The following is a 19,940-nucleotide window of genomic DNA, read 5'->3' on the forward strand; positions in this document are numbered from 1 at the left end:
CGGGGGCCGGCCACGGGCTCGTTCCTCATCGCGACAATCTTTGTACGAGGGAACCGGTGTCGTTCATGATGGGGCGGCCATGTCATGGAGAGCCGGCACCCGTTCCGCGCGCCGGCCCGGTCGGAATCCGGTGAGCGGTGCGTCGCATCGTTGTATCCGCGCGGGCCTGTTCAGCCTCGTCGGTACGGGGCTCGCGATCACCGGGCACCACCTCGTGTCCGGACACCCCGTGTCCTGGCAGGCCGCAGTCCTGGGGGCCGCACTGCTCTTCGTGCTTGCGGTGCCGTTCGCTCGCACCCCGCGGTCGCTGACCGTCGTGGTAGTGGGCACGACGGCCGCGCAGGCGGCCCTGCACTACTGGTTCCAGCTGGCCGGAGTCCACGGTGCGCACCCACCGCATGTGACGCACGGAAGCGACGCGGCCTGGCACACCGGCCACCACGGCACCTCGATGCTCGTCGCGCACGTTGTCTCAGCTCTCGTCGTGGCCTGGCTGCTGCACGGTGCCGACCTGGCCCTTCACCGTGCCACGTCTTCCACCGGGCGCCGCTTGGGCGCTCTCGTAACCGACCTTCTCGTACGGCTCACTCCCTTCGGCCACGTGCCGGCGCCCCTCGGCGTCGTGCGGTACGTGCCGACCAGGGCACAGCCTCCTCCGGGTCGCTTCTTGGTGCTGGCGCACGTGGTGGTGCGTCGCGGGCCGCCCGTCGGACGATTCCTCGCCGTCTGACCGAGGGCGTGCTCCGGCATGCCCGTATCCCGCGAACACCCCATGGAGTCATCTGTGTCCCGCACTACTCGTGCCCGCGCACCCTTTGTCGCCCTCGCCGCACTCGCTGCCTCCGTCGCGCTGGCGACACCCGCCTCGGCCCACGTCGAGGTCGAGGCCGAGGGCGCCCGAGCGCTCGCGCAGAACGTCGAGATCTCCTTCGACGCCGAGTCGCCCACGGCCGGCATCACCAAGCTGGAGGTCATCCTCCCCTCGGGCATCACCCCCGCCGACGTGGCGTTCAAGGAGGGGCCGAAGGGCTGGGCATTCACCACCACCGCTCGCGGTTACGTGGTCACCGGCCCGGCCGTGACGGCGGGGAAGGACGCCGCGTACGCGGTGATCGTCCGGCAGCTTCCCGACGCCAAGTCGCTCGCCTTCAAGACCCTCCAGACCTACAGCGACGGCCGCGTCGACCGCTGGATCGAACTGGAGCAGTCCCACGGCGGCGGCCACGGCAACTCCGCACCGCTCCTGGAGCTCAAGCCCGCAGCCGCCGGGGCCACCCCGGTCCCGGCCACAACCGCCCCCACCGCGACGGCCGCACCGACCACCGCCGCACCTTCGACTCCGGCGCCGACCACCTCGTCCGCGGCGGCGCCCTCCCCGACCGCCGACGACAAGGTGGCGAAGGAGTCGAAGGCAGAGGAGACCTCGCCGAACGTCGGGCTGGTGATCGGCGGCCTCGTCGTGCTCATCGCGGCTGCGGCCGGAACCTGGTGGTGGCTCCGCCGCAAGGGCGCCGACTCCTGACGGAGACAGCCCCCGGCCAGGCATCCGGCAGCACCGGGTGCCTGGTCAGGGGCTGGCGGTCACGGGTGTCGTAGAGCCGGGCGGGTGTGCCTGCGCTCACGCCATCGGCTGCCGCGCCGTCATGAGACGGCGAGCTGGCCGAGGACCGGCGTCAACAGGCGTTCCCCGGCGAGGCGTCTGTCGAGGCGCCGGGTACCCGCGGCGCCCTCGGCGGATCGGCTGACTCTCTCGCGTACTGGCGGCACTCGCCGGTGAAGACGACGGCGAGTTCGGCCTCGAGCAGGGGCGCCACGAACGGGACCACCGCCGCTTCGGCGGCGCCCTCGGGCTCGCGGTAGACCTGGAGTGCGAGGCCCTCCATCACGGCGGCGAGGCGGACGGCCGCCGCCGACGGATCCACGTCCTCGTCGACCTCGCCGCACTCCTTGCCGTTGTGGACGGCGCGGGCGATGTCCTCGCGCAGCTTACGAGCGGCCTCGGTGTCGACGGCCGCGAGGGCGGGGGCGTCGAGGGCTCGGCCGGCGAACGCGCGAGTGACGCGGTATTCGGCGCGGCGGGCCTCGTCCAGGGGGATGTACTCGGTCATCACCTCCGCCATGACCCGTGCGAGGGGCCGCTTGTGCTCGACCCCGTCCCTGATCCGCTCATCGACGCGCGCGCGGATGCGGGCCGAGACCTCGCGGAAGGCGTGGAGCAGCATCTCGTCCTTGGTGCGGAAGTAGTGCTGGACGAGCCCGACGGACATGCCTGCGGTGGCGGCCGTGCGGGCGACGGTGACGGCGTCGAGCCCGTGTGCGGTGATCAACTGGCTGACAGCGCCGGCGATCTGACGGCGGCGTTCTTCGTGGTCGGCGGTTCGCGGCACTTGATAACCGTACCAGCGTACGGCTATAACCGTATCCCCATATGGTTATTTGGCGTGCCTCACGGAAGGACGAATCCCCATGCTCAACCCGCTCCGCCGCGCCGCCGCAGCGACGACAGCCCTCCTGCTCGCTCTGCTTCCCTTAGGTCATGCGCCGGCCGCGGCCGATTCACCCATCCCCGCGGACCGCTTGGCGGCCGTGGACGCCTACGTGCACAACCGCATGGAGGCCACCCGTACGCCCGGGCTTTCCTACGCCGTCGTCGGACCCGACGGGCCGATCCACGCACGCGCCAGGGGAACGGACGGATCTGGCGAACCGGTCACGATCGAAACCCCCTTCCTCTGGGGCTCGGTCGCCAAGCCGATCGCCGCGAGTGCCGTGATGACCCTCGTGCAGGACGGGCGCCTCCGGCTCGACGACCCGGTCGTCGACCACTTGCCCGGCTTCCGTTTCGGCGGCTCCGGTCACGCTTCTCGCGTCACCGTCCGCCACCTGCTCCAGCAGACCACCGGCCTTCCCGAGTCGGCCACCTTAGAGGTCGCCGACTGTGTCGACGCCGGCTGCCCGGGAGCGGTGGAGCGCGTCACCGAACTGGACGACGTACATCCGCTCGGGCCGCCCGGCACCACGTACGCGTACAGCAGTGCCAACTACCTCGTGCTGGCCGCCGTCGTCGAGTCCGTGACCGGTCGCCCCTTCGCCGACCACCTTCGGGACAGCGTCCTGCGCCCGGCCGGCATGGACGGGGCGATCGCCGACCGGGCGTCCGCACGCGAGCGAAACCTTCCGCCCGGGCACCATCTCCTATGGGGCATACCGTCCGCGATCGCCGACGGCGTGGACGACGACGGCGCCGCCTACGGCTACACGGGCGGTGACCTGAACGACCTCGCCGCGTTCGCCTCCCTCCAGCTCCGGTCGGGGAGGACCGGCAACGGCACGACGATCCTGACGCCCGAGTCCGTCCGCCTGATGCGGCAATCCGGCCGACTCCACCCGTCCGGCGCCGACACCGGATACGGACTCGGCTGGCGCGTCGGGGGCCTTGAGGCTCCCCTCGACAGCGCGATCTGGCACACCGGTGCCACCCCTGGCTACTCCGCGATGCTCTTCCTCCTGCCGAAGCAGAACATCGCCCTCGTCCTCCAGCAGAACCTCCACGGCCTCCTCCACGACGGTGCCGTCATGGAGGTCGGTTTCGGTGCGGCCCGCATCCTCGCCGGCGGCACCGCCCCCACCGACTCCCCCTCGGCCGCGACGTACCACGCCACCGTCTGGGGCCTCACCGCCCTGGCCCTCACCCTCCTCGCGGGCACCTTCCAGTCCGCCCGCCTGCTCCGCCGACGGCCCGTGCCCCGCTGCATCGTCCCCACCGTCCTGTGGTGTCTGGCCGGCGCCCTGACCTGGATCGCCATGGGGGCAGCCCTCGCCCTCATCGGCCCCAGAGCGCTGTGGACCTGGACACCCGACGCCTTCATCGCCCTCTGCACGGCAACCGCCGCCGGGACCGCCACCATCGTCCTGCGGCTCACGACCGCGTACGTCGGCAGAGGCGGTGCCCGGTCTCCCCGGGGCGAGTCCGCAGTGCCTGAAGGGTGAGGATCGCGCGACCGTACGAGGAGCGGGCAGGTGCGTCGCAGTTGCGCGGCTCGTCAGCTCACCTGCTGCTCCGCAGGGCCGTCGGACTGCCCGCCTCCGCCGCGAAGAAGCCTGCGGGTGGCTCTGTTCACGAGAACGGGTTCTGGCTCAACTTCCGTGATTGGTGACAATCCGTCACGGCTACCGGACGAGTAGGGAGCGTGGTGCTTGCCGGTGGTGGGTGCCATGATCGGCTGTGGCTGGCTGAAAAGTGCAGAGATGGGGAGGACGAGTGGAGAGGTTCACCGTCGAGCCGCTTCGGGTGATCGACTTCGTGGAGCACGTGCGGCGCCGCCCAGCGAGGTATTTCCTCGTCGATCAGGGCAGCCCCGAGCTTCCCACCGGGGTCCTGCGGGCGGTGGCCTGGGACGCGCTGCACCGTCGCGACGGCAGGCATGGACAGATCAGTGTCGAGATCGGATCTGATCTCAGCTTCACAGTGGAGAGCGATCAGCGCCCCAGTACAGATGAACGGGAGAGGCTTCTTCCGGGATTCTTCGGTTCCTTGCTCGACATGTTCGACATGCGGCGTTGGGCTCCCTCCGCAGCTGCCGCACTCAGCGTCCGCACGGTCATCGAGGTGTGGCTGGATGGCCACGGCTATCGCCAGGAGCTGGTCGGGATGGACCCGACCGGCCTCAGGGGAGAGTTCATAGCGCCGAAACCGGTCGGGACCCGGACCACGTTCCACCTTGATCCTTCATTCTGCGGTCGGGGCGAGGCCATCGCCTGGGCACTGCGGCCCGAAGAACTGCACGGAGAAGCGTGCAAGGAACATCCTTCACCCACGACGTTCCCGATCTACGATCTCCGATCGGAGACTGAGGAGTCACTCAGCGAGTAGGACTCGTTTTCGCAGAAGGTCGAAGCTGGCGCGGCCGAACATCTGGCGCTTGAGCATCTTGATCCGGTTGACGTGTCCTTCGACTACGCCTGAGTTCCAGGGCAGGGTCAGACCGGCGATGACCGCGTCGCGGTCGCGGGTCGATGCCTGCGGCGAGGGTGTGGAGGCTGGGAAGGTCGTCCTGGCGGACGGCGTCGAGCCATTCGGGGAGTCGCTCCCCCTGGCGCTCGGTGAGCATCTGGGCGAAGGACCGGACGTGGCTGGTGAGGGCGTCAAGCTCAGGGCAGTTGGCCAGCACGGATTTGAGCCGGAGTTGCTCGACTTCCGTGAGCGTTTCCGGGCGGCTGAGAATCCATCTGGCCACCTGGCGGGGTGCCGGGGGTTGTGCGGTGACCGGCCGGGGTGAGGTGCGCTTTTTCCTGATGTAGGCGCTGACGATGCCGATGCTGCCCTTGTAACCGAGCGGGACGATCTCCTCCCAGAGCTTCCAGGCGTTGGTGCAGCCCTCGTTCCAGCGTTCGTCGAGGTAGGGCTTGTACTCGTCCAGCGCGGAGGCCCGGCTGAACTGGTACTGACCGGTGAAGAGGTCCTCTGGCCTGGCGGCATCGGCAAGGCTTTTGACGGTGCGGTGCGTCATGTGGAGTTGGCGGCCGATGGAACGGCGGCTGTGGCCGGCTTCCAGCATCGCGTGGACCGTGGCGTGTCTGGCCCGGATGCGGTTGGCGAACCGGACGCTCTTCCAGGGCGAGGCCGGATCCACCACGGAGGGTGCGGGCTCGGCAGGTTCCTCCTCGACCGGTTCTGGCGCCAGGACGCGCAAGCACCGGCGGTGGCGGGCAACGGCCCGATCGGCGGCCTCGCTGAGGTTGTGCCACAGATGTCACCGGTCAGCGACCTGGATTGCTTGGGGCCCCGGCTGTGGCGCCTTCGGCGAAAAACGGAGCACGGTCCCGGCAGATCACCTCGATGCCCGGTCGCTTCGACAGCCACTCAGCCAGGCTGGACGCCTCCCGGTCAGGCAGCAGGTCTACCGGCCGACGGGTCTCGCAGTCGACCAGCACGGTGCCGTAGACACGGCCCTTGCGGGTGGCGTACTCATCAACGCCCACCACCCGCGGGGCAGGCACGTCCGGCTCGGGCAGCACCTCGACCAGCCGCAGCACCGTACTGCGGCTGACGGACACCCCGAAGACACCCGCCATCCGGGCGCCGGCCCGGCCTGCGAGGGCGAGGCCGACCATGGCCAGGGTCGACCACAGACGTTCGGTCCACCGGCTATACCTCCTCGTCAGCCCCGGCATCCGCTCGACGAACGTCCGCCGTCCGCACGCAGCGTCCAGACAGAAGAACCTGCGGACGCGCAGGCACAGAACCACCCGTCGTCCCGCGCTGCGCACATCGGAGGGAAACCGCAGGTAGGAGCTGTGTATTCGGCTTGAAGAGCACCCGCAGCTCGGACATTCCCCCTCGGCCGTCGTGCTGCGGGCCTCGACGCGTACCGCCTCGTCGCACATGTTCACCGACAGCACCGTCACGTCCGCGACCGACGGGAACAACAGCCCCTCCAGCCGGAGCAATGTCTCTTCCACGACGTCGAACTGTCGGCCACCCCGAAATCGGCACTGATCATTTTCAGGCAACTTCCCGGAGACTGCCGCTGACGTCAGACGTCACTCAACGTATGCGCTTCACGGAAAGCGAGCCAGAACCGAGAACGGACAGCACATGTTCACCACTTCGGGAGGCGCTGGAGTGGTCCCTGGATTCGAACAGGCTCTGTGCGGAGATGAGCCGGACTCCCTCTGTGTAGGGCTATTTCGAGCCATGCGGCTGTTGATCCTGGCGATCGGGTCCGGAGAGCGTGGCCACGCCAGCCGCACATGCCTCCTGCGGTAGTTCCTGGACAGAAGGCCGTGGGGCCCCAGGGGCCGGGGGCAACACCTCAAAGGTGTAACAGCCTGTCACTAACCGCGCAGACACAAAGATGAAAGCCCGCGGCGGTCCCTGACCGAGCAGTTCCGCGACCACGGTGACCGACTCGCCCTGCCGCGTCACGCTGACGAAGCCCTTGGCGGGCTTCGAGGGAGGGAAGACCTGGGCGATCTCCGTATCGGGAAGGCTGCCGTCGGCCGCTGCCTCGCCCAGTCGGTCGCGGAGTCTTTCAGCGTTCTCCCGCAGGTTCTTGCGCGCCTGGGCCTCGTCCCGCGCCGGCTGCGTCTCCAGCCAGATCCACATGCCGACGACGGCGACGAGCAGCAGTCCCAGAATGGGCAGGCATCCGTTGAGAAGGCAGCCACCCGGCGGACCTGTCCGGACCTGTAATCGTCTCGCCATGGGCACAGCGCGCAGGTACACGCTGCGCCCTTCCACTTCCCGAGTCGTGACCGAAATGCATCATCACGAGCGAAGCACCTTGTGGGACCTCGCAGCCGAATTTCGTCCCGAGCCTGGCCGCCTCGCTGGCCGCCGTCCTTGACCAGCGCAAGCTGTTGGCCGGGCGGATCGAGGAACTCCTTGAGGCCCACCCTCTTTCGGAAGTCCTTACATCGACGGGGGTCGGCGTCAGGACCGGAGCCCGCATCCTGATCGAGGTCGGTGACGGCAGCACCTTTCCGACCGCCGGCCACCTTGCCGCATACGCGGGACTCGCCCCGGCGACCGGGAGCTCGGGCTCCTCGATCCGCGGTGAACAACCGTCCCGGAGAGGAAACAAACAGCTCAAACGGTCCTTCTTCCTCTCCGCGTTCGCCGCCCTGGGCGACCCGGCCTCCCGGGCCTACTACGACAGGAAGATCGCCCAGGGGAAGCACCACACTCAGGCCCTGCTCTGCCTCGCCCGGCGCCGCGCGGACGTCCTCTTCGCCATGCTCCGCGACGGCCCTTCTACGAACCCCAACCTGCAGGGGCCAGGTGACGGTTCAGACTCACCGGTCGGTCCTCCTCCGGCCGAAGCCGTCGGCGAGCGTCCTCAAGCCGCTGGTCATAGTCAGGCGCGAACAGTCCGGCAAGTGAGTTATCCAGCGTCCCGGCGATGCGATGGATCGGCGCCCAGGCCGCCGGATCGTCGACAACCCGGCTCAGGTCCGTCATCTGCAGCTTCTCCAACCAGTCCGACAACACCAGCGCCTCGTCACTCGTGAGCTTGATCGTGACCTGGCTATCACCCATGCACACCCCTCCGGCTCGGCCCCACCCTCGACCACGCGAACCTCCTGGCCCCCGACCTTGACCAAACACATAGACACCTCACGTGTCTAACGCGTCAAGTCGTCGGGTTGGGCTCTTCGAACACGGCGCGGTCGTAGAGCCGGTGGTGCCACTCGTTGGTGTCCGGGGCCGGCTTGGTGTTGATGACCGGGTTGGGGCCGGTCTCGATGAGGTGGAGGAGTGTCCAGGCGACCCCGTAGCAGTCGTCGGGGCCGAAGCAGCTGACGAGGGCAGCGGCTTCCTCTCCCGTCACTGGCTTGCTGATCGCTTCGAGCTGGGTGACGCGCCGTTCGATCTCTTTCTCCTCCGCGTCCCAGTCGGGCAGCGGGCCGTCGGCGACGAAGGTCTGCACTTCAGGTCTCATGCCCGAATCATCGACGCTCTCTCGTGGCCCGGACAAGCCTTCCTAGCAGGTCAGGCCGCGTTCTCGGTGAGGACCAGCCCGGTGGCGAAGGCCTCTCGCTCGTCGAACAACTTGTGGTGCTGGAGGCAGTGGTGGAGCTGGCCGATCATGCGGTTGAAGAGGTTGCGCAGGGCGGAGGCATGCCAGTCCGCGTGGTCGTCGCGGCGCTTTCGGTAGTGCGCTTTGGCACCCGGCGAAGAGGTCAGGGCGGCGAACGCCCAGAGGTATCCGGCGTGGTTGAGCCGGTCATTCTTGACCCATCGGCGGGTGACGGCTGACTTCTTCCCCGACGCCCTGGTGATGGGTGACGAGCCCGCGTAGGCCTTCAGCCCGCGGGCGTCGGCGAACCGTTGCCGGTCGTCGCCGATCTCTGCCAGGACCCGGGCGCCGAGCTGAATGCCGAGCCCGGGGAAGCTGAGAATGACCTCGGCGTCCTCGTGCTGGGCGAAGGACTCCTCGACGGCCTGTGCGAGGTTGTCGGCGGCGGTGCAGGCGGCTTCCAGCTGGAGGAGCAGGGCGAGCATCTGCTTGCCGAGGGCGTCCTCGACCAGTGGCAGCTGGCGCGGCCAGTCCGAGCGGAGAGCCTCGCGGAGCCGTTCGGTGTCCGCCTCGATGCCGCGCTTGCGGCCGGCCCGCTTGAGGGCGGCCATGATCTGGGTCCTGGTCAGCCGGCTGGCGATGGCCGGGGTCGAGGCGGCCTTGAGGAGTTCGCGGATCTCGGGCCGGCACAGACCGTTCTGCCAGGTCGCGGCGGCCGCCAGAGCAGCCGGGAAGTACTCGCGAAGCAGGGATCGGAGCTGGTTGGACATCTGCTGCCGGTTCCAAGTGGCATCCTGCTGGGCGCGGGCCAGGACGGCAACGGCGCGGGCCAACTCCGAGTCAGCCGGCAGGGGCCGGTGGGCATGCATGTCGGTGCGGAGGATGTTAGCCAGGACGAGGGCGTCGCCGGGATCGGACTTCTTGCGGGAGACGGCGTGCCGGTCTCGGTAGCGGGCCGCGGCCATCGGGTTGATGGCGAACACCGGCCGCTTCCCGGTCCGGAGGACGGCGACGAGCAGGCCGCGGCTGGTCTCGATCGCGACGGGGATCGGGGTCTCTTCGGTGTCGCCGTACTCGGCGAGCAGGTCCAGCAGGATCTTGTAGCCGGCCGTGTCGTCGGTGATGTGCCGTTTGGCCAGGAGCTGGCCGCTGTCGTCGACGAGGGCGACGTCGTGGGTCTTCTCCGCCCAGTCGATTCCGCAGTAGATCAAGATGTTCCCTCCCCAAGGGTGCAGACGTTTGCGCTGGTCACGAGCGCATGCGGGCCACGCAGCTACCTAATTCCAGGCCTCGGCCGCCAGGGCCGGGCCGCCACCTCACTAGCCGTTCGTGACACCAGCGCACCCCACGGGCCTCGGTCTATGCGGGAGCTCGGACGGCTCGGGCGTATCAAGAGGTCACCGCGGGGCGGGCTCGCACCACCAACACCAACGAGTGATCAAGGCACAGGGTGGTGACGGCCACGAGGACGCCGGACGCCGCCGCTCTATGTGTAGGCATCCGCTGCCCGGGGCACCCAAGGCATCCGCCCGACGCCCACGAGGCCGCCACCACCCAGCGGCCAGGCCGTCCGCACGATCTACCCAGAGGCCTCACGGACCACGGTTGCGACAGGCGTAACGGACCTCACCACTCGAACACCGCCGTGAAGCCACTCAGCACCACCGCGGTCCCTACGAAGGAATTAGGGGCACCCCCGGGCGCTGTCACTGCTGAGAGGGACACGGCGGGGGAGCGCTGAGGTCGCCTCAGGGGCCGAGGTGCCGTCGGGTGAACGGTGCCGTTGCCAGGACGAGAAGGGTGAAGGCTGCCAGCCGCTGAAGGCCGGGCTGGGCGCTGAGCGTCGAGCCTTGGATGTCGTGGGTCGCGTACCAGTTGGCAGCGAGGTCGGTCGCCATGATGGCGCAGGCGAGGTCGATCCCGGTGCGCCTGCCACGGAGCAGGAGCACGGCGGCCAGCGGGTCGAGGAACGCCAGCGACGTCCAGTAGAGGTTGAGCCACCCCGGCGCCCATGCGTAGGGACGCAGGGAGTGGCGGATGAGGTCGGAGACGTGGGCGACCGTGCCGACGAACAGCAGACCGGCTGCGACGAAGCACACCAGGACCACCACCCAGCGTGGAGTGCGGTGCATCCATGTGATCGCCATGACGAGGATCGTCCCACCGCGAAGCGCCGCGCTTCTCTTTGGGCGGCGCACGCGTAAGACCGTGTGCGAGGATCCCCTCCCGTCGCGGGAACGCGACTGTTCGACCAAGGGGGAGCCATGTCCGGATTCGAGATCGCTCTGATCATCCTGGCCGGGGGGTACGTCGCGGGAGGGGCCTACGACCGGATCAGGAAGGCCCTGGTCCAGCGGTCCAAGGCGCGCGAGCGGGCACTGGCCGGCCCGGAACCGGTGTGCGGCTGCGGCCATCACCTCGCCTACCACGATGCCCGGGACGGACTCTGCTATGCCTCCGTCAAACCACGCGGTGACAGCCTGGAGAAGACCGACGGGCAGGAGCGCCGGTGCTCGTGCCGGCGGTACGCCGGACCGGAACCGCTCGCCACGCTGTACGCGCCCGAGCTGACCACATCCGCACACGAGGATCCTGACGCCGGCCGGGCGGGCGAACTCCCTTCTGCTCGGTGACACCCATGCTGCTAGGCCGAGTTGCCGATCACTGACGGGCGGCACCGCGACCGCAGATCATGCGGGGCGTGCCTTTGCCGCACGCCCCGTCGTGGCCGGCGGAGGCTGTACGAAGGACCTTTTCGGACTTTCTCGGTGAAGCTGCCGTGACGTCACCCCACCTCGCTGTGACACGCTCTTCGTCGACCCCTGGAGGGCTGCTTCCGTGGCTGCGGTCGACCTCGACAAGGTGCTGGACAAGGCGTGGGCGGACAAGGAGTTGGCGGAGATTCTGGCCGTGCCGGTCGGAGCCTCAAGGGTGTGTCCGACCGTGACGGTGAGCTTCTCCAGGGGGCGTTCGGCGTCAAGACGATCGCCGACCTCGCCGAGCTGAAGTACGTCCGCTGGGCGCAGGGGCTCGCCGCACTCCACGCCGCGACGAAGTAACCCGCATACCGCCGTCGGCGCCCCACACCCCACCCGGGGCGCCGACGGCATCCGAACCACAGGCACGAATGAAGGAGTGAACGCCACGATGGTGTTCAAGAGGCTTCTCGGCTCGCTCGGCGTCGGCGGACCCGCCGTGGACACGGTCCTGGACCCGGGTGCTGTGACGCCGGGCGGCACGCTCAGCGGTCAGGTGCATCTCACGGGCGGCAGCGCCGACTTCACCATCGAGCACGTCGCCTTGGAGCTCGTCGCTCGCGTCGAGGCCGAGCACGACGACGGCGAGTCCGAGGGGGCGGTCACCTTCGGCCGCTTCACCGTCGGAGGAAACTTCCGCCTCGCCGAGGGCGAGCGGCGCACCATCCCCTTCAACGTCACCCTCCCCTGGGAGACCCCGATCACGGAGCTGTACGGCCACGGCCTCGGCATCGCCCTCGGAGTACGGACCGAACTCGGCGTCACCGGCGCCAAGGACAAGGGCGATCTCGACCCCGTCGCCGTACGCCCGCTTCCCGCCCAGGAGGCGATCCTGGAGGCCCTCGGGCAGCTCGGCTTCGGATTCAAGTCCGCCGACCTCGAACTCGGCCACATTCGGGGTGCCGGCCAACAGCTGCCCTTCTACCGTCTGAGGGCCATGACTCCGTGACCCGCTTCACCGTCAGCCACCACGGCGTCGAGCGCGTCGACTGGAACGCCTAGGTCGACGGCTGGATCCGCCGGCTCGTCAACAGCCGGGGCGGCCACGGCTCCCACGCCCCGTACGGCCATGCCGGGCACGACGGTCACCACGAAGACCACGGCGGCCACGGTCACCGCTCGGGCCCCGGCATGGGTGCCGCCGTGGCCGTGGGGGCGGCCGGCCTCGCGGTGGGTGTCGTCGGCGGCATGGTGGCCGCCGAAGCCGTCGACGAGATCGGCGACTTCTTCGAGGGAGATGACGAAGGCGACGACGAGGGCGACGAAGGCTGACACCAGCCCCAGAAAGGCGGTACGTCGTCCATTCCTGCCGCGACGTACCGCCTTCCCGGCCGTCCGGGCGCCCTTCCGCTCTCTGGAAACCGGACCGCCGCATCCGGTTCGCACCACAGGAACCTCTCCGTCCACTGCTACGTTCTACAAATAAGTAGAAGTAATCGACGTCTGGAGTACTGATGGCCCTGTGGGACCGCTTCAAGGAATCCGCATCGACGATGCAGACCCAGCTGATGGCGAAGAAGAACGACCTGAAGAGCGGCGCCTTCAGGGACGCGAGCATGGCGATGTGCGCGCTGGTGGCCGCCGCCGACGGGACGATCGATCCGGCCGAGCGCCGCCGGGTCGCGCAGCTCATCTCGACCAACGAGGTGCTGCAGAACTTCGACGCGAGCGATCTCCAGCGCCGCTTCGACGACAACCTCAACAAGCTGACGGCCGACTTCGACTTCGGCAAGGTCAGCGTCCTCCAGGAGATCGCCAAGGCGAAGAAGAAGCCCGCCGAGGCCCGCGCTGTCATCCAGATCGGCATCGTCATCGGCGGTGCCGACGGCGACTTCGACAAGACCGAGCAGGCCGTCGTCCGTGAGGCCTGCTTCACCCTCGACCTGCCGCCCCACGAGTTCGACCTCTAGAGGCGCCACCCACGGGAGGGGAACGATGGAGATCTCCGGAATCCTCAGCGCGATCGTGATCGGCATCGTCATCGGTACGCTCGGCCGCCTCGTCCTGCCGGGGAGGCAGCGCATCGGCGTGCTGTGGACGATCGCTGTCGGCATCGTGGCGGCACTCGTGGGAACTGCCCTCGCCGCCGGTCTCGGCGTGGCGGACACCGAGGGCATCGACTGGATCGAATGGACCATCCAGATCGCCCTCGCGGCCCTTGGTGTGACCGCCTTGGAGCGCTTCAAGGCCCAGCGCTGACCGGACGGTGGACGGGTGGGCGCGCACGCGCCCGCCCACCCGCTACATCGGTGTGGCCGCGTGCAGGATAAGGAACAGCGTCACCGCGGAGTTCGCCGAGGCCAGCGCCGACACCGTCGTACCGGCGGCGGCGCCCCACGCCGCGAGACCCACGGTGGTGAAGGCCGGCGGCCAGGCACGCCCCATCGGGGCCGGCCGCATCAGAGCGGCGACCCTCCGCGGTACCGGTCCGGCACCCGTCAGCGAAGGCAGCAGGGCCGCCGGCGTGACCGGGGCCATGAGAGCGGCCTTACCGATCGCCCGGGCGACCGTGCGGCGGCTGCCGATCACCGCGGCCGCCTCCTCGTCCGCCCAGCGCTCGGCGGTGTACGTGACCGCGGTACGCAGCGGGCGCAGGAACGGGTTGGCCCGGGCGGCGAGATGCACCGTCAACAGGTGGCGATGGTGGCGTCCTGCCAGGTGGGCCCGCTCGTGGGCGAACAGGGCCCGGCGCTCGGCGGAGTTCAGGCCGGCGAGCATGCCGGTGCTGGCCACGACCCTGCCACGGCGGCCGGGCAGGGCGTACGCGTACGGGGTGGGGTCCGGCAGTACGGTGACCGGGCGCGTCGGCAGACCGGCGAGCGCCCCCACCGCCCGACGGCGCGCCCGCAGCTGTCGCCAGGCGGCCCACCCGCAGGAGGTGACCACTCCGAGCAGTACCGGGATGGCGGCCCGGCCCGCCACCTCGTCGTACGGAACGGCCGCGCGCACCTCGGGGTCCGACCAGCCGTCCGGCAGCGGATTGCCAGGCAACTGTGCCGTACCCACGATCATGAGCAGCCCCAGGCACAGCGTGCTGCACACCGCGAGGATGCCTGCGACGGCCGAGAGCAGCCGGGTCGCTGTCCGGGGATGGAGATGCTGTTCGGCGAGGCGGGCGATGGGCCAGGCCGTCAACGGCAGGACGAGTGGCAGAAAGACGAAGACCCCCATGGCTTCAGTCTTCCCCCTCCCCGGAATCCTGAGCCAGCAGGTCGCGCAGGACGCGCTCGTCGTTCGGGGAGAGGGCGGTCACGAAGCTCGCGAGCACGGCCGCGCGGTCCGCCTCGGCGTCCAGGACTTTCCGCATCCGCAGGGCCGCGAGACCAGCCTCGTCGGCGACCGCGGTCCACTCGAACGAGCGGCCGACCCGTTCGCGGGTCACCGCCCCCTTCACTTGCAGCCGGGTGAGGATGGTGATCACGGTGGTGTAGGCGAGATCGCCGCCGAGGTGCTCCTGCACCCAGCCCGCGTTCACCGCGGTAGGGGCGTCCCGCAGCGCGCCGAGCACCTGAGCCTCCAGCTCCCCTTGGCCACGCCGCCGGGAAGGCAGGTCGCGCCCGCTCCTGCTCTGCTCCGTCATGCCGTCACTCTCCCGCCCACTCGCCTGCCCGGTGCGAGGCGGTTCATCGTACTGAGTTGTCACGCATGCGCCGGGATCCGTTTCCGCGGTGTTGGTTTTGGCTGCCCCGCCGGGATGTCCTGAACCTGTGAGCCGGGTTCGCCCTTCCGAGGTCTTCTACGTCACTGTAGATTTACATGCTCCAGCACTCTGCGGTTCGGCGCGAGCGTCCGACGCGCGACACGGAAGGGATACGCCGCAACGCCTTCATCCGCGTCGTCAACCAGTCCGGTGGAGCGGAACTCGCCCGCTACGACCTCTCCGAGGACGCGGCAACCGAGACCGCCATGGTGTTCGGCGAGCTTTACCGGCACGGCGCCGAGTGGAAGTTCCGGGCGGTCGGCCAGGGTTACGCCTCCGGGCTCGCCGGGATCGCGGCCGACTTCGGCGTCAACGTCTGACGACGCCCTCACCCCCGTATCGAAGCCTGGCGAGAAAGCGGAGAGCAGTGTTCGGAATCAGCGAGATCGCGATCATCCTGATCGTCGTCATAGTCCTGCTTGGCGCCAAGAAGCTCCCCGAGCTCGCCCGCAACGCGGGCAAGGCGGCCCGCATCCTCAAGAGCGAGACCAAGGCGATGAAGGCCGACAGCGCTGCCGCCGACCAGCAGGCCACGTACCAGATCAAGCAGCCCTCGTCCGGCGAGCCCACGTCCACGGGCGACCCGCGTGACCAGGCCTTCGGGAGCCCCCGAGCCTGACCCGGCCGGAGTCGTGTTGGTCGCACCACGCCGCTGGCCGGGCAGCGGTGCGCCCGGCGCCGCACACGTAGTCGGTGTCGACGAGGCGGCTGGCGTTCGCAGGCCGAACCCGGATGGATCCGGACCATTCCACTCGGCCACTTCACTGCCGACGGCAGTCGTGGCCCACGGGGTGGAGGGCGGTGTCGCGTTCCATGCTGATGAGGCAGGGGAGATTCCCGCGAGCCAGCGGCATTCTGGCGTGCACGGACCGTGTTGGTGGTCGCTGGAGACGCCGGGTGCTGCGGTCGGCTCGAGTCCTGCGGCCCGGAATACCGGGCGCGGACCGTGTGCCGGGTGTCCTGGGCGCTGTGCGGGTGCGGCGGCCCGGTCAGGGCTTGAGGAGGGCGGCTGCCTCGCGGGCGGCGTCGATGGCTCCGGCGCGCGCGGCGTGCCGGTCGTCGTCGCTGCGGGCGTAGGCCACGGAGATCACCATGTTGCTGCGGCGGAAGACGACCTGCGCGGTGATGTTCTTGCCGGGGACGGGCGGCCGGAAGCGGAGGAAGGCCTCGTCCCCGAGGCCGATCACGTCTTCCTGGGTGCCCTTCTCCCAGAGCGGTGCGCTGTCGGCGCGCTGCTCGCGCATGTCCTTCTGGGCCAGCTCGACGTCGAGCCGGCTGGCGAACAGATGGACGTTGGCCCGGTACTTCCCCTTCTCGCGAGGCGCGGCCCAGGTGCAGGACGCCACGTCCTCGCGTCCGCCGTACGACTCCGGCACGAGCCGGTGGATCGTCTCGGGGGTGACGAGCCGGCAGTACGGCTGCGGATCGGCCTTGAAGTCGCCCTCCTGTGCGCGGTCCCACCACCGCCACGCTCCGAAGGCGGCCAGGGGTATGACGATCAGTGCGATCGCCGCGGCGAGGGCGCGACGCGAAGGCGCGGCGGGCTTGGCAGGTGTGGTCACCGCCGCAGCATAGGTGCCGCGGTCCCGAGGGACTGCCGGGGACGACATCTCGGAATCCACGCATGGCTCTTCGGGTGGTCCGCCTCCGACGACCATGGACGCGGCGTCAGGGCAGCATCTCTGTCCGGCTGTTCCCTAGACGAGTCATTCCAAATGATCAGTGGTCGTAGGCGATCAGGGACCGGATGACCGGTTGTCCGGTCTTGTGGTTGTGCCAGATCGCCGCGGCCAGCGCGAGGATGCGCTGGGCGACGCGGACGGCGACGCCCTCGAAGGTCCGCCCGCCGTGTTGTTCCAGGTCGAGTTGGCCCTTGAGGGTGTCGTTGACCGACTCGATCAGCTGTCGCACCGACTTCAGCAGGGACTCGCCCTTGCGGCGTTTCTCCCGCTTGAACGACGGCCGCAGCAACTCCGCCCCGCGCAAGGCCAGGTCGGCCTCGAACTCCTTGGAGGCGAAGCCCTTGTCCGAGATCACCAGCAGGCCCGGCCGGTCCGTGACCGTCGTCGGCTCGCGGTCGAGCATCGCGGTCAGCACTTCCCGCTCGTCGATCTTCGGGCTCGCCAGGGCCCACAGGATCGGCATCCCGGTCGGGGTGCAGACCAGGAAGAGGCGAAGGCCCCAGAAGAACCGGCTGTGGCTGGCGCAGTACCCGTATCCGGCCCAGCCGGCCATGTCCGACCGCTTCACAGCCGGGCGCGAGCGGCCGCATTCCACCGGGGTGGAGTCGACGATCCAGTGCGGGTCGAACCAGAAGTCGGTGTCGACGGCCAGCAGCCGTATCGCCTTCTTGACCAGCGGCAACGCGGCCCGCAGCCGCTTGTTCCAGCCCGGCTGCTTGGGCACGTACGGGAACATCGAGCCGAGGCGGGAGTCGACGAACCGCAGCCACCTCGACTCCGATGTGAAGCCCAGGACTGCCTGCGCGACAGCGAGGGTGACCAGCTCGGAATCCGTCAGCTTCGGCGGTCTGCCCAGCCATCGGGTGCCTCCGATCTCGTCGTCGATCTTCACGTAGAGTGCGGTCAGCAGGGCGTCTAGGTTGTTCGTCACACAACGATCTTGGACGCCCTGTCTGCGTTCCCGAACGCATCGTCAGCATTCGGAATGACTCGTCTAGGTGTGCCACCCCGAGGCCCTCGCTGTGGTGTTCTGGGGTTCTAGCTAGGACTTGTCCGGTCGATCATGTGACTCCTCCGTGCCAGGGGCGTTGGTATGGCATGGGGCGGGGTGATCTGAGCGATGCCGAGTGGAAGCGGCTGCGGCCGTTCCTGCCGGTCAGCAACAGGCGTTGCGGCCGGTGGCGGGATCATCGGAAGGTGATCGACGGGATTCTGCACCGGGTGCGGACCGGGGTGCAGTGGCGTGACCTGCCCGAGCGGTTCGGGCCGTGGAAAACCGCCTACGAACGACACCGGCTGTGGTCGGCCTATGGAACGTGGGAGCGTCTACTCCGGCAGGTCCAGGCCGCAGCGGATGCCACGGGTGCCCGCACCGATCCGCCGTCGGCCCCGCGTCAGAGGGGGGCGAACCGCCAGAACACCAGGGCGAGACACCGTGGCAGAGCCTGCACGCCCACCTGGTGGAGGTGGTGCGGGAGGTGAGGGCCTGGGCCGCTCACGCGGCGGGTTCACCACCAAGCTTCACCGGACTGCGGACGGTCGCTGCCGCCCGTTGTCCCTGTCCCGGCCAGCCCCTGGACCAGCGCAACGAACTCCGCGCGCACTCCGCTCCCATCTTTGCGTTCGATCCGACACCCGTTCGGTGGCAATGAGGCGGCGGGGCGTGTCCCGGCCGCACTCGGTGGCCTTGCTTGAAAGGGACTCCGCAGCAGGGGTCCTCTTCAGCAAGGGGAAACGTGTGCGTATCACTGACATCCAGCGTTGCGAGGTCCGTCCGGGACGGCTCGTCGAGTGGACGCTGAGCCCGGCCACCGTCACGGCGGCGCAGGCCCTGCCGGTGGACTCCAGGCCGCCGGCATACATCCAGGAGACACACCTTCGTCGGGCACGAAGCGTGCGGGGTGACGGGGTGTTCGTGCCGACCTGGATCGGCGTCGCCTTCGACCTGCCGGGGCCGGTCGATCTCGATGCACTCCAGGAGGCGCTGCTGTCCTGGACCATGCGGCACGAGACGCTGCGCAGTGGATTCCGCTGGGTGGGCGATTCCGGCGACGAGCTGCACCGGTTCACACTCGACGCGGGGGACATGGCGCTGCACCGCGACGAGGTCGGTGACTTCCCCCGCGCGGACCGTTTGGTCGGGCATCTTCAGGACCGCTTCGACGAGGTCGCGGACGCGCTTGTCTGGCCGAACCTGATCTACGCGGCGGTCCTGCGGGACGACTCGGCCAGCGTGTACATGGCTTTCGACCACAGCAATGTCGACGCCTACTCCCTATTCCGCGTTCCGGCGGAGCTGCAGGAGCTGTATGTGGCCGGGCGGGCGCGAAAGGAGTATGCCCCGGCGGCGAGTTACGTCGACTTCTGCGAGATCGAGCGTGCCCGTGCGGACAGTGTTGACGGCGGCCACGGCAGTGTGGCCCGCTGGCAGGGGTTCATCCGGCGCTGCGGCGGCCGGCTGCCGAGCTTTCCGGTGGAGCTGGGGCTCACTGCTGACAGCCCACCCGCCCGGCAGCATCTGCTGTGCGAGCCGCTTGCCGACGCGGCCGAGGCCGAGGCGTTCGAGGCGTACTGCCGACCGTACGGCGGAAGCATGGCCGGTGTGCTGGCTGCGACCGCGCTGTTCGTCCACGAGATGAGTGGGCAGGACGTGTACCGCACGGTCGTGCCTTTTCACACGCGCGGGAAGTCCGGGTGGAACGACTCGGTGGGGTGGTACGTGGGTGGTGCCCCGATCGAGGTGCCGGTGGGCCGCAGCCCCCGCTTCCCGGATGTGCTGCGGACGGTGCGCGGTGAGCTCGTGGCCAACCGGCCGCTGGCCCGGATTCCGCTGACCCGCGTGCTGGCTCTCCTCGACGAGGACGACCGGCCCGGCTCGACGGACCTCTGCTCGCTCGTCTCCTTCGTCGACACCCGCGCTTTCCCGGGCTCCGAGCGGTGGCACGAGCAACGGGCCCATGGCCTGGTGCGGGTGTCGTACAGCGATCACGTGTACGTGTGGGTCAACCGGACCCACGAAGGGCTGTGGCTGGCGAGCCGCTACCCCGACACGGAGGCGGCGGCCAAACTGATGAGGCTGTACGCCGAGCGGCTGCGGGACCGCATCGCCTCGGCCGCCTGGTGACGTCCGCGGCCACTCCGTTGACGAGTGTCGGGAAAGGCGTCGAAGAGGAATTCGAGAAGCGAAAGGAGGAATGTCACCCGTTGGGGGGAGAAGGCGGTGGGTTCACTTCTCCGCTTGCTATGTTCTCGTGGCGGCCGGGCATTCCCCGAAACAGGG

22 protein-coding genes and 4 pseudogenes are annotated in these 19,940 nt (G+C 69.2%); 14 read left to right on the forward strand and 12 right to left on the reverse strand.

Annotated features, from left to right (window positions below):
- The first annotated feature begins 130 nt into the window (after positions 1–130).
- Positions 131–730, forward strand: a complete 600-nt coding sequence (locus tag OG361_RS38925) for a hypothetical protein (RefSeq protein ID WP_405861324.1) — start codon at positions 131–133, stop codon at positions 728–730.
- 54 nt (positions 731–784) lie between these two features.
- Positions 785–1,522, forward strand: coding sequence for a DUF1775 domain-containing protein (locus OG361_RS38930; protein WP_405861326.1), 738 nt, complete (start codon positions 785–787; stop codon positions 1,520–1,522).
- Between the two features lie 151 nt (positions 1,523–1,673).
- Here OG361_RS38930 and OG361_RS38935 read toward each other — a convergent pair whose 3' ends face one another.
- On the reverse strand, positions 1,674–2,387 hold the full coding sequence (locus OG361_RS38935; RefSeq protein ID WP_405861328.1) for a TetR/AcrR family transcriptional regulator: 714 nt from the start codon (positions 2,385–2,387) through the stop codon (positions 1,674–1,676).
- A 199-nt stretch (positions 2,388–2,586) separates the two neighbouring features.
- On the opposite strand from OG361_RS38935, the gene OG361_RS38940 reads away from it, so the two are divergent.
- Positions 2,587–3,990 (forward strand): serine hydrolase domain-containing protein, encoded by a 1,404-nt coding sequence (locus OG361_RS38940; protein WP_405861330.1) that lies wholly within the window; start codon positions 2,587–2,589, stop codon positions 3,988–3,990.
- 271 nt (positions 3,991–4,261) lie between these two features.
- Positions 4,262–4,873, forward strand: coding sequence for a hypothetical protein (locus tag OG361_RS38945; RefSeq protein WP_405861332.1), 612 nt, complete (start codon positions 4,262–4,264; stop codon positions 4,871–4,873).
- Here the strand turns inward: OG361_RS38945 and OG361_RS38950 are convergent.
- The 3 genes from OG361_RS38950 to OG361_RS38960 all read right to left on the reverse strand — a co-directional run bounded on the left by OG361_RS38950 (position 4,863) and on the right by OG361_RS38960 (position 7,228).
- Positions 4,863–5,558 carry a hypothetical protein gene (locus OG361_RS38950; RefSeq protein WP_405862752.1) on the reverse strand — a complete coding sequence of 232 codons (696 nt, stop codon included), beginning with the start codon at positions 5,556–5,558 and terminating at the stop codon, positions 4,863–4,865. The genes OG361_RS38945 and OG361_RS38950 overlap by 11 nt on opposite strands.
- Positions 5,559–5,760: 202 nt before the next feature.
- Positions 5,761–6,462: an ISL3 family transposase gene (locus OG361_RS38955; protein WP_405861334.1), complete on the reverse strand. Its 702-nt coding sequence runs from the start codon at positions 6,460–6,462 to the stop codon at positions 5,761–5,763.
- Positions 6,463–6,685: 223 nt separating this feature from the next.
- Complete coding sequence (locus OG361_RS38960; RefSeq protein WP_405861336.1) at positions 6,686–7,228, reverse strand: hypothetical protein; 543 nt, start codon at positions 7,226–7,228, stop codon at positions 6,686–6,688.
- 83 nt (positions 7,229–7,311) lie between these two features.
- On the opposite strand from OG361_RS38960, the pseudogene OG361_RS38965 reads away from it, so the two are divergent.
- A pseudogene (locus OG361_RS38965) lies at positions 7,312–7,787 on the forward strand (transposase); the annotation flags it as partial.
- Here OG361_RS38965 and OG361_RS38970 read toward each other — a convergent pair.
- The 4 genes from OG361_RS38970 to OG361_RS38985 all read right to left on the reverse strand — a co-directional run bounded on the left by OG361_RS38970 (position 7,757) and on the right by OG361_RS38985 (position 10,669).
- Positions 7,757–8,041, reverse strand: a complete 285-nt coding sequence (locus tag OG361_RS38970) for a hypothetical protein (RefSeq protein ID WP_405861338.1) — start codon at positions 8,039–8,041, stop codon at positions 7,757–7,759. The pseudogene OG361_RS38965 and the gene OG361_RS38970 sit on opposite strands and share 31 nt — an antisense overlap.
- Before the next feature lie 94 nt (positions 8,042–8,135).
- Positions 8,136–8,444, reverse strand: a complete 309-nt coding sequence (locus tag OG361_RS38975) for a hypothetical protein (protein ID WP_405851233.1) — start codon at positions 8,442–8,444, stop codon at positions 8,136–8,138.
- A 50-nt stretch (positions 8,445–8,494) separates the two neighbouring features.
- Positions 8,495–9,733, reverse strand: a complete 1,239-nt coding sequence (locus tag OG361_RS38980; RefSeq protein WP_405851234.1) for an IS110 family transposase — start codon at positions 9,731–9,733, stop codon at positions 8,495–8,497.
- Positions 9,734–10,270: 537 nt separating this feature from the next.
- Positions 10,271–10,669, reverse strand: a complete 399-nt coding sequence (locus OG361_RS38985; protein WP_405861340.1) for a hypothetical protein — start codon at positions 10,667–10,669, stop codon at positions 10,271–10,273.
- 117 nt (positions 10,670–10,786) lie between these two features.
- Between OG361_RS38985 and OG361_RS38990 the strand changes: the two genes are divergently transcribed.
- From OG361_RS38990 to OG361_RS39010, 5 genes and pseudogenes are all read left to right on the forward strand, one after another.
- Positions 10,787–11,155: a hypothetical protein gene (locus OG361_RS38990; RefSeq protein ID WP_405861342.1), complete on the forward strand. Its 369-nt coding sequence runs from the start codon at positions 10,787–10,789 to the stop codon at positions 11,153–11,155.
- A 205-nt stretch (positions 11,156–11,360) separates the two neighbouring features.
- A pseudogene (locus tag OG361_RS38995) lies at positions 11,361–11,581 on the forward strand (hypothetical protein).
- Between the two features lie 88 nt (positions 11,582–11,669).
- Positions 11,670–12,550: pseudogene (locus tag OG361_RS39000) on the forward strand (sporulation protein).
- A gap of 182 nt (positions 12,551–12,732) precedes the next feature.
- Entirely contained in the window at positions 12,733–13,188 is a 456-nt protein-coding gene (locus OG361_RS39005) for a tellurite resistance TerB family protein (RefSeq protein WP_405861344.1), read from the forward strand.
- 25 nt (positions 13,189–13,213) lie between these two features.
- Positions 13,214–13,477, forward strand: a complete 264-nt coding sequence (locus OG361_RS39010) for a GlsB/YeaQ/YmgE family stress response membrane protein (RefSeq protein WP_405861346.1) — start codon at positions 13,214–13,216, stop codon at positions 13,475–13,477.
- A 42-nt stretch (positions 13,478–13,519) separates the two neighbouring features.
- Here the strand turns inward: OG361_RS39010 and OG361_RS39015 are convergent, their stop codons facing one another.
- Entirely contained in the window at positions 13,520–14,449 is a 930-nt protein-coding gene (locus OG361_RS39015) for a M56 family metallopeptidase (protein ID WP_405861348.1), read from the reverse strand.
- A gap of 4 nt (positions 14,450–14,453) precedes the next feature.
- On the reverse strand, positions 14,454–14,858 hold the full coding sequence (locus OG361_RS39020) for a BlaI/MecI/CopY family transcriptional regulator (RefSeq protein WP_405861350.1): 405 nt from the start codon (positions 14,856–14,858) through the stop codon (positions 14,454–14,456).
- 236 nt (positions 14,859–15,094) lie between these two features.
- On the opposite strand from OG361_RS39020, the pseudogene OG361_RS39025 reads away from it, so the two are divergent.
- Together OG361_RS39025 and tatA are read left to right on the forward strand one after the other, a co-directional pair.
- Positions 15,095–15,298, forward strand: a pseudogene (locus OG361_RS39025) (TerD family protein); the annotation flags it as partial.
- Positions 15,299–15,345: 47 nt separating this feature from the next.
- Positions 15,346–15,597, forward strand: a complete 252-nt coding sequence (gene tatA / locus OG361_RS39030) for a twin-arginine translocase TatA/TatE family subunit (RefSeq protein WP_405861352.1) — start codon at positions 15,346–15,348, stop codon at positions 15,595–15,597.
- A 370-nt stretch (positions 15,598–15,967) separates the two neighbouring features.
- Here tatA and OG361_RS39035 read toward each other — a convergent pair whose 3' ends face one another.
- The gene (locus tag OG361_RS39035) at positions 15,968–16,540 is read right to left on the reverse strand and encodes a hypothetical protein (protein ID WP_405861354.1); all 573 of its coding nucleotides are present in this window, start codon (positions 16,538–16,540) and stop codon (positions 15,968–15,970) included.
- A 157-nt stretch (positions 16,541–16,697) separates the two neighbouring features.
- Positions 16,698–17,591 carry an IS982 family transposase gene (locus OG361_RS39040; RefSeq protein WP_405853814.1) on the reverse strand — a complete coding sequence of 298 codons (894 nt, stop codon included), beginning with the start codon at positions 17,589–17,591 and terminating at the stop codon, positions 16,698–16,700.
- Between the two features lie 167 nt (positions 17,592–17,758).
- On the opposite strand from OG361_RS39040, the gene OG361_RS39045 reads away from it, so the two are divergent.
- Together OG361_RS39045 and OG361_RS39050 are read left to right on the forward strand one after the other, a co-directional pair.
- Complete coding sequence (locus tag OG361_RS39045; RefSeq protein WP_405861356.1) at positions 17,759–18,142, forward strand: transposase; 384 nt, start codon at positions 17,759–17,761, stop codon at positions 18,140–18,142.
- Between the two features lie 256 nt (positions 18,143–18,398).
- Entirely contained in the window at positions 18,399–19,784 is a 1,386-nt protein-coding gene (locus OG361_RS39050) for a condensation domain-containing protein (RefSeq protein WP_405862672.1), read from the forward strand.
- The last annotated feature ends 156 nt before the right edge of the window (positions 19,785–19,940 follow it).

The sequence above is a fragment of the Streptomyces sp. NBC_00090 genome (assembly GCF_045160815.1).
In the GTDB taxonomy this organism is placed as follows: Bacteria; Actinomycetota; Actinomycetes; order Streptomycetales; family Streptomycetaceae; genus Streptomyces.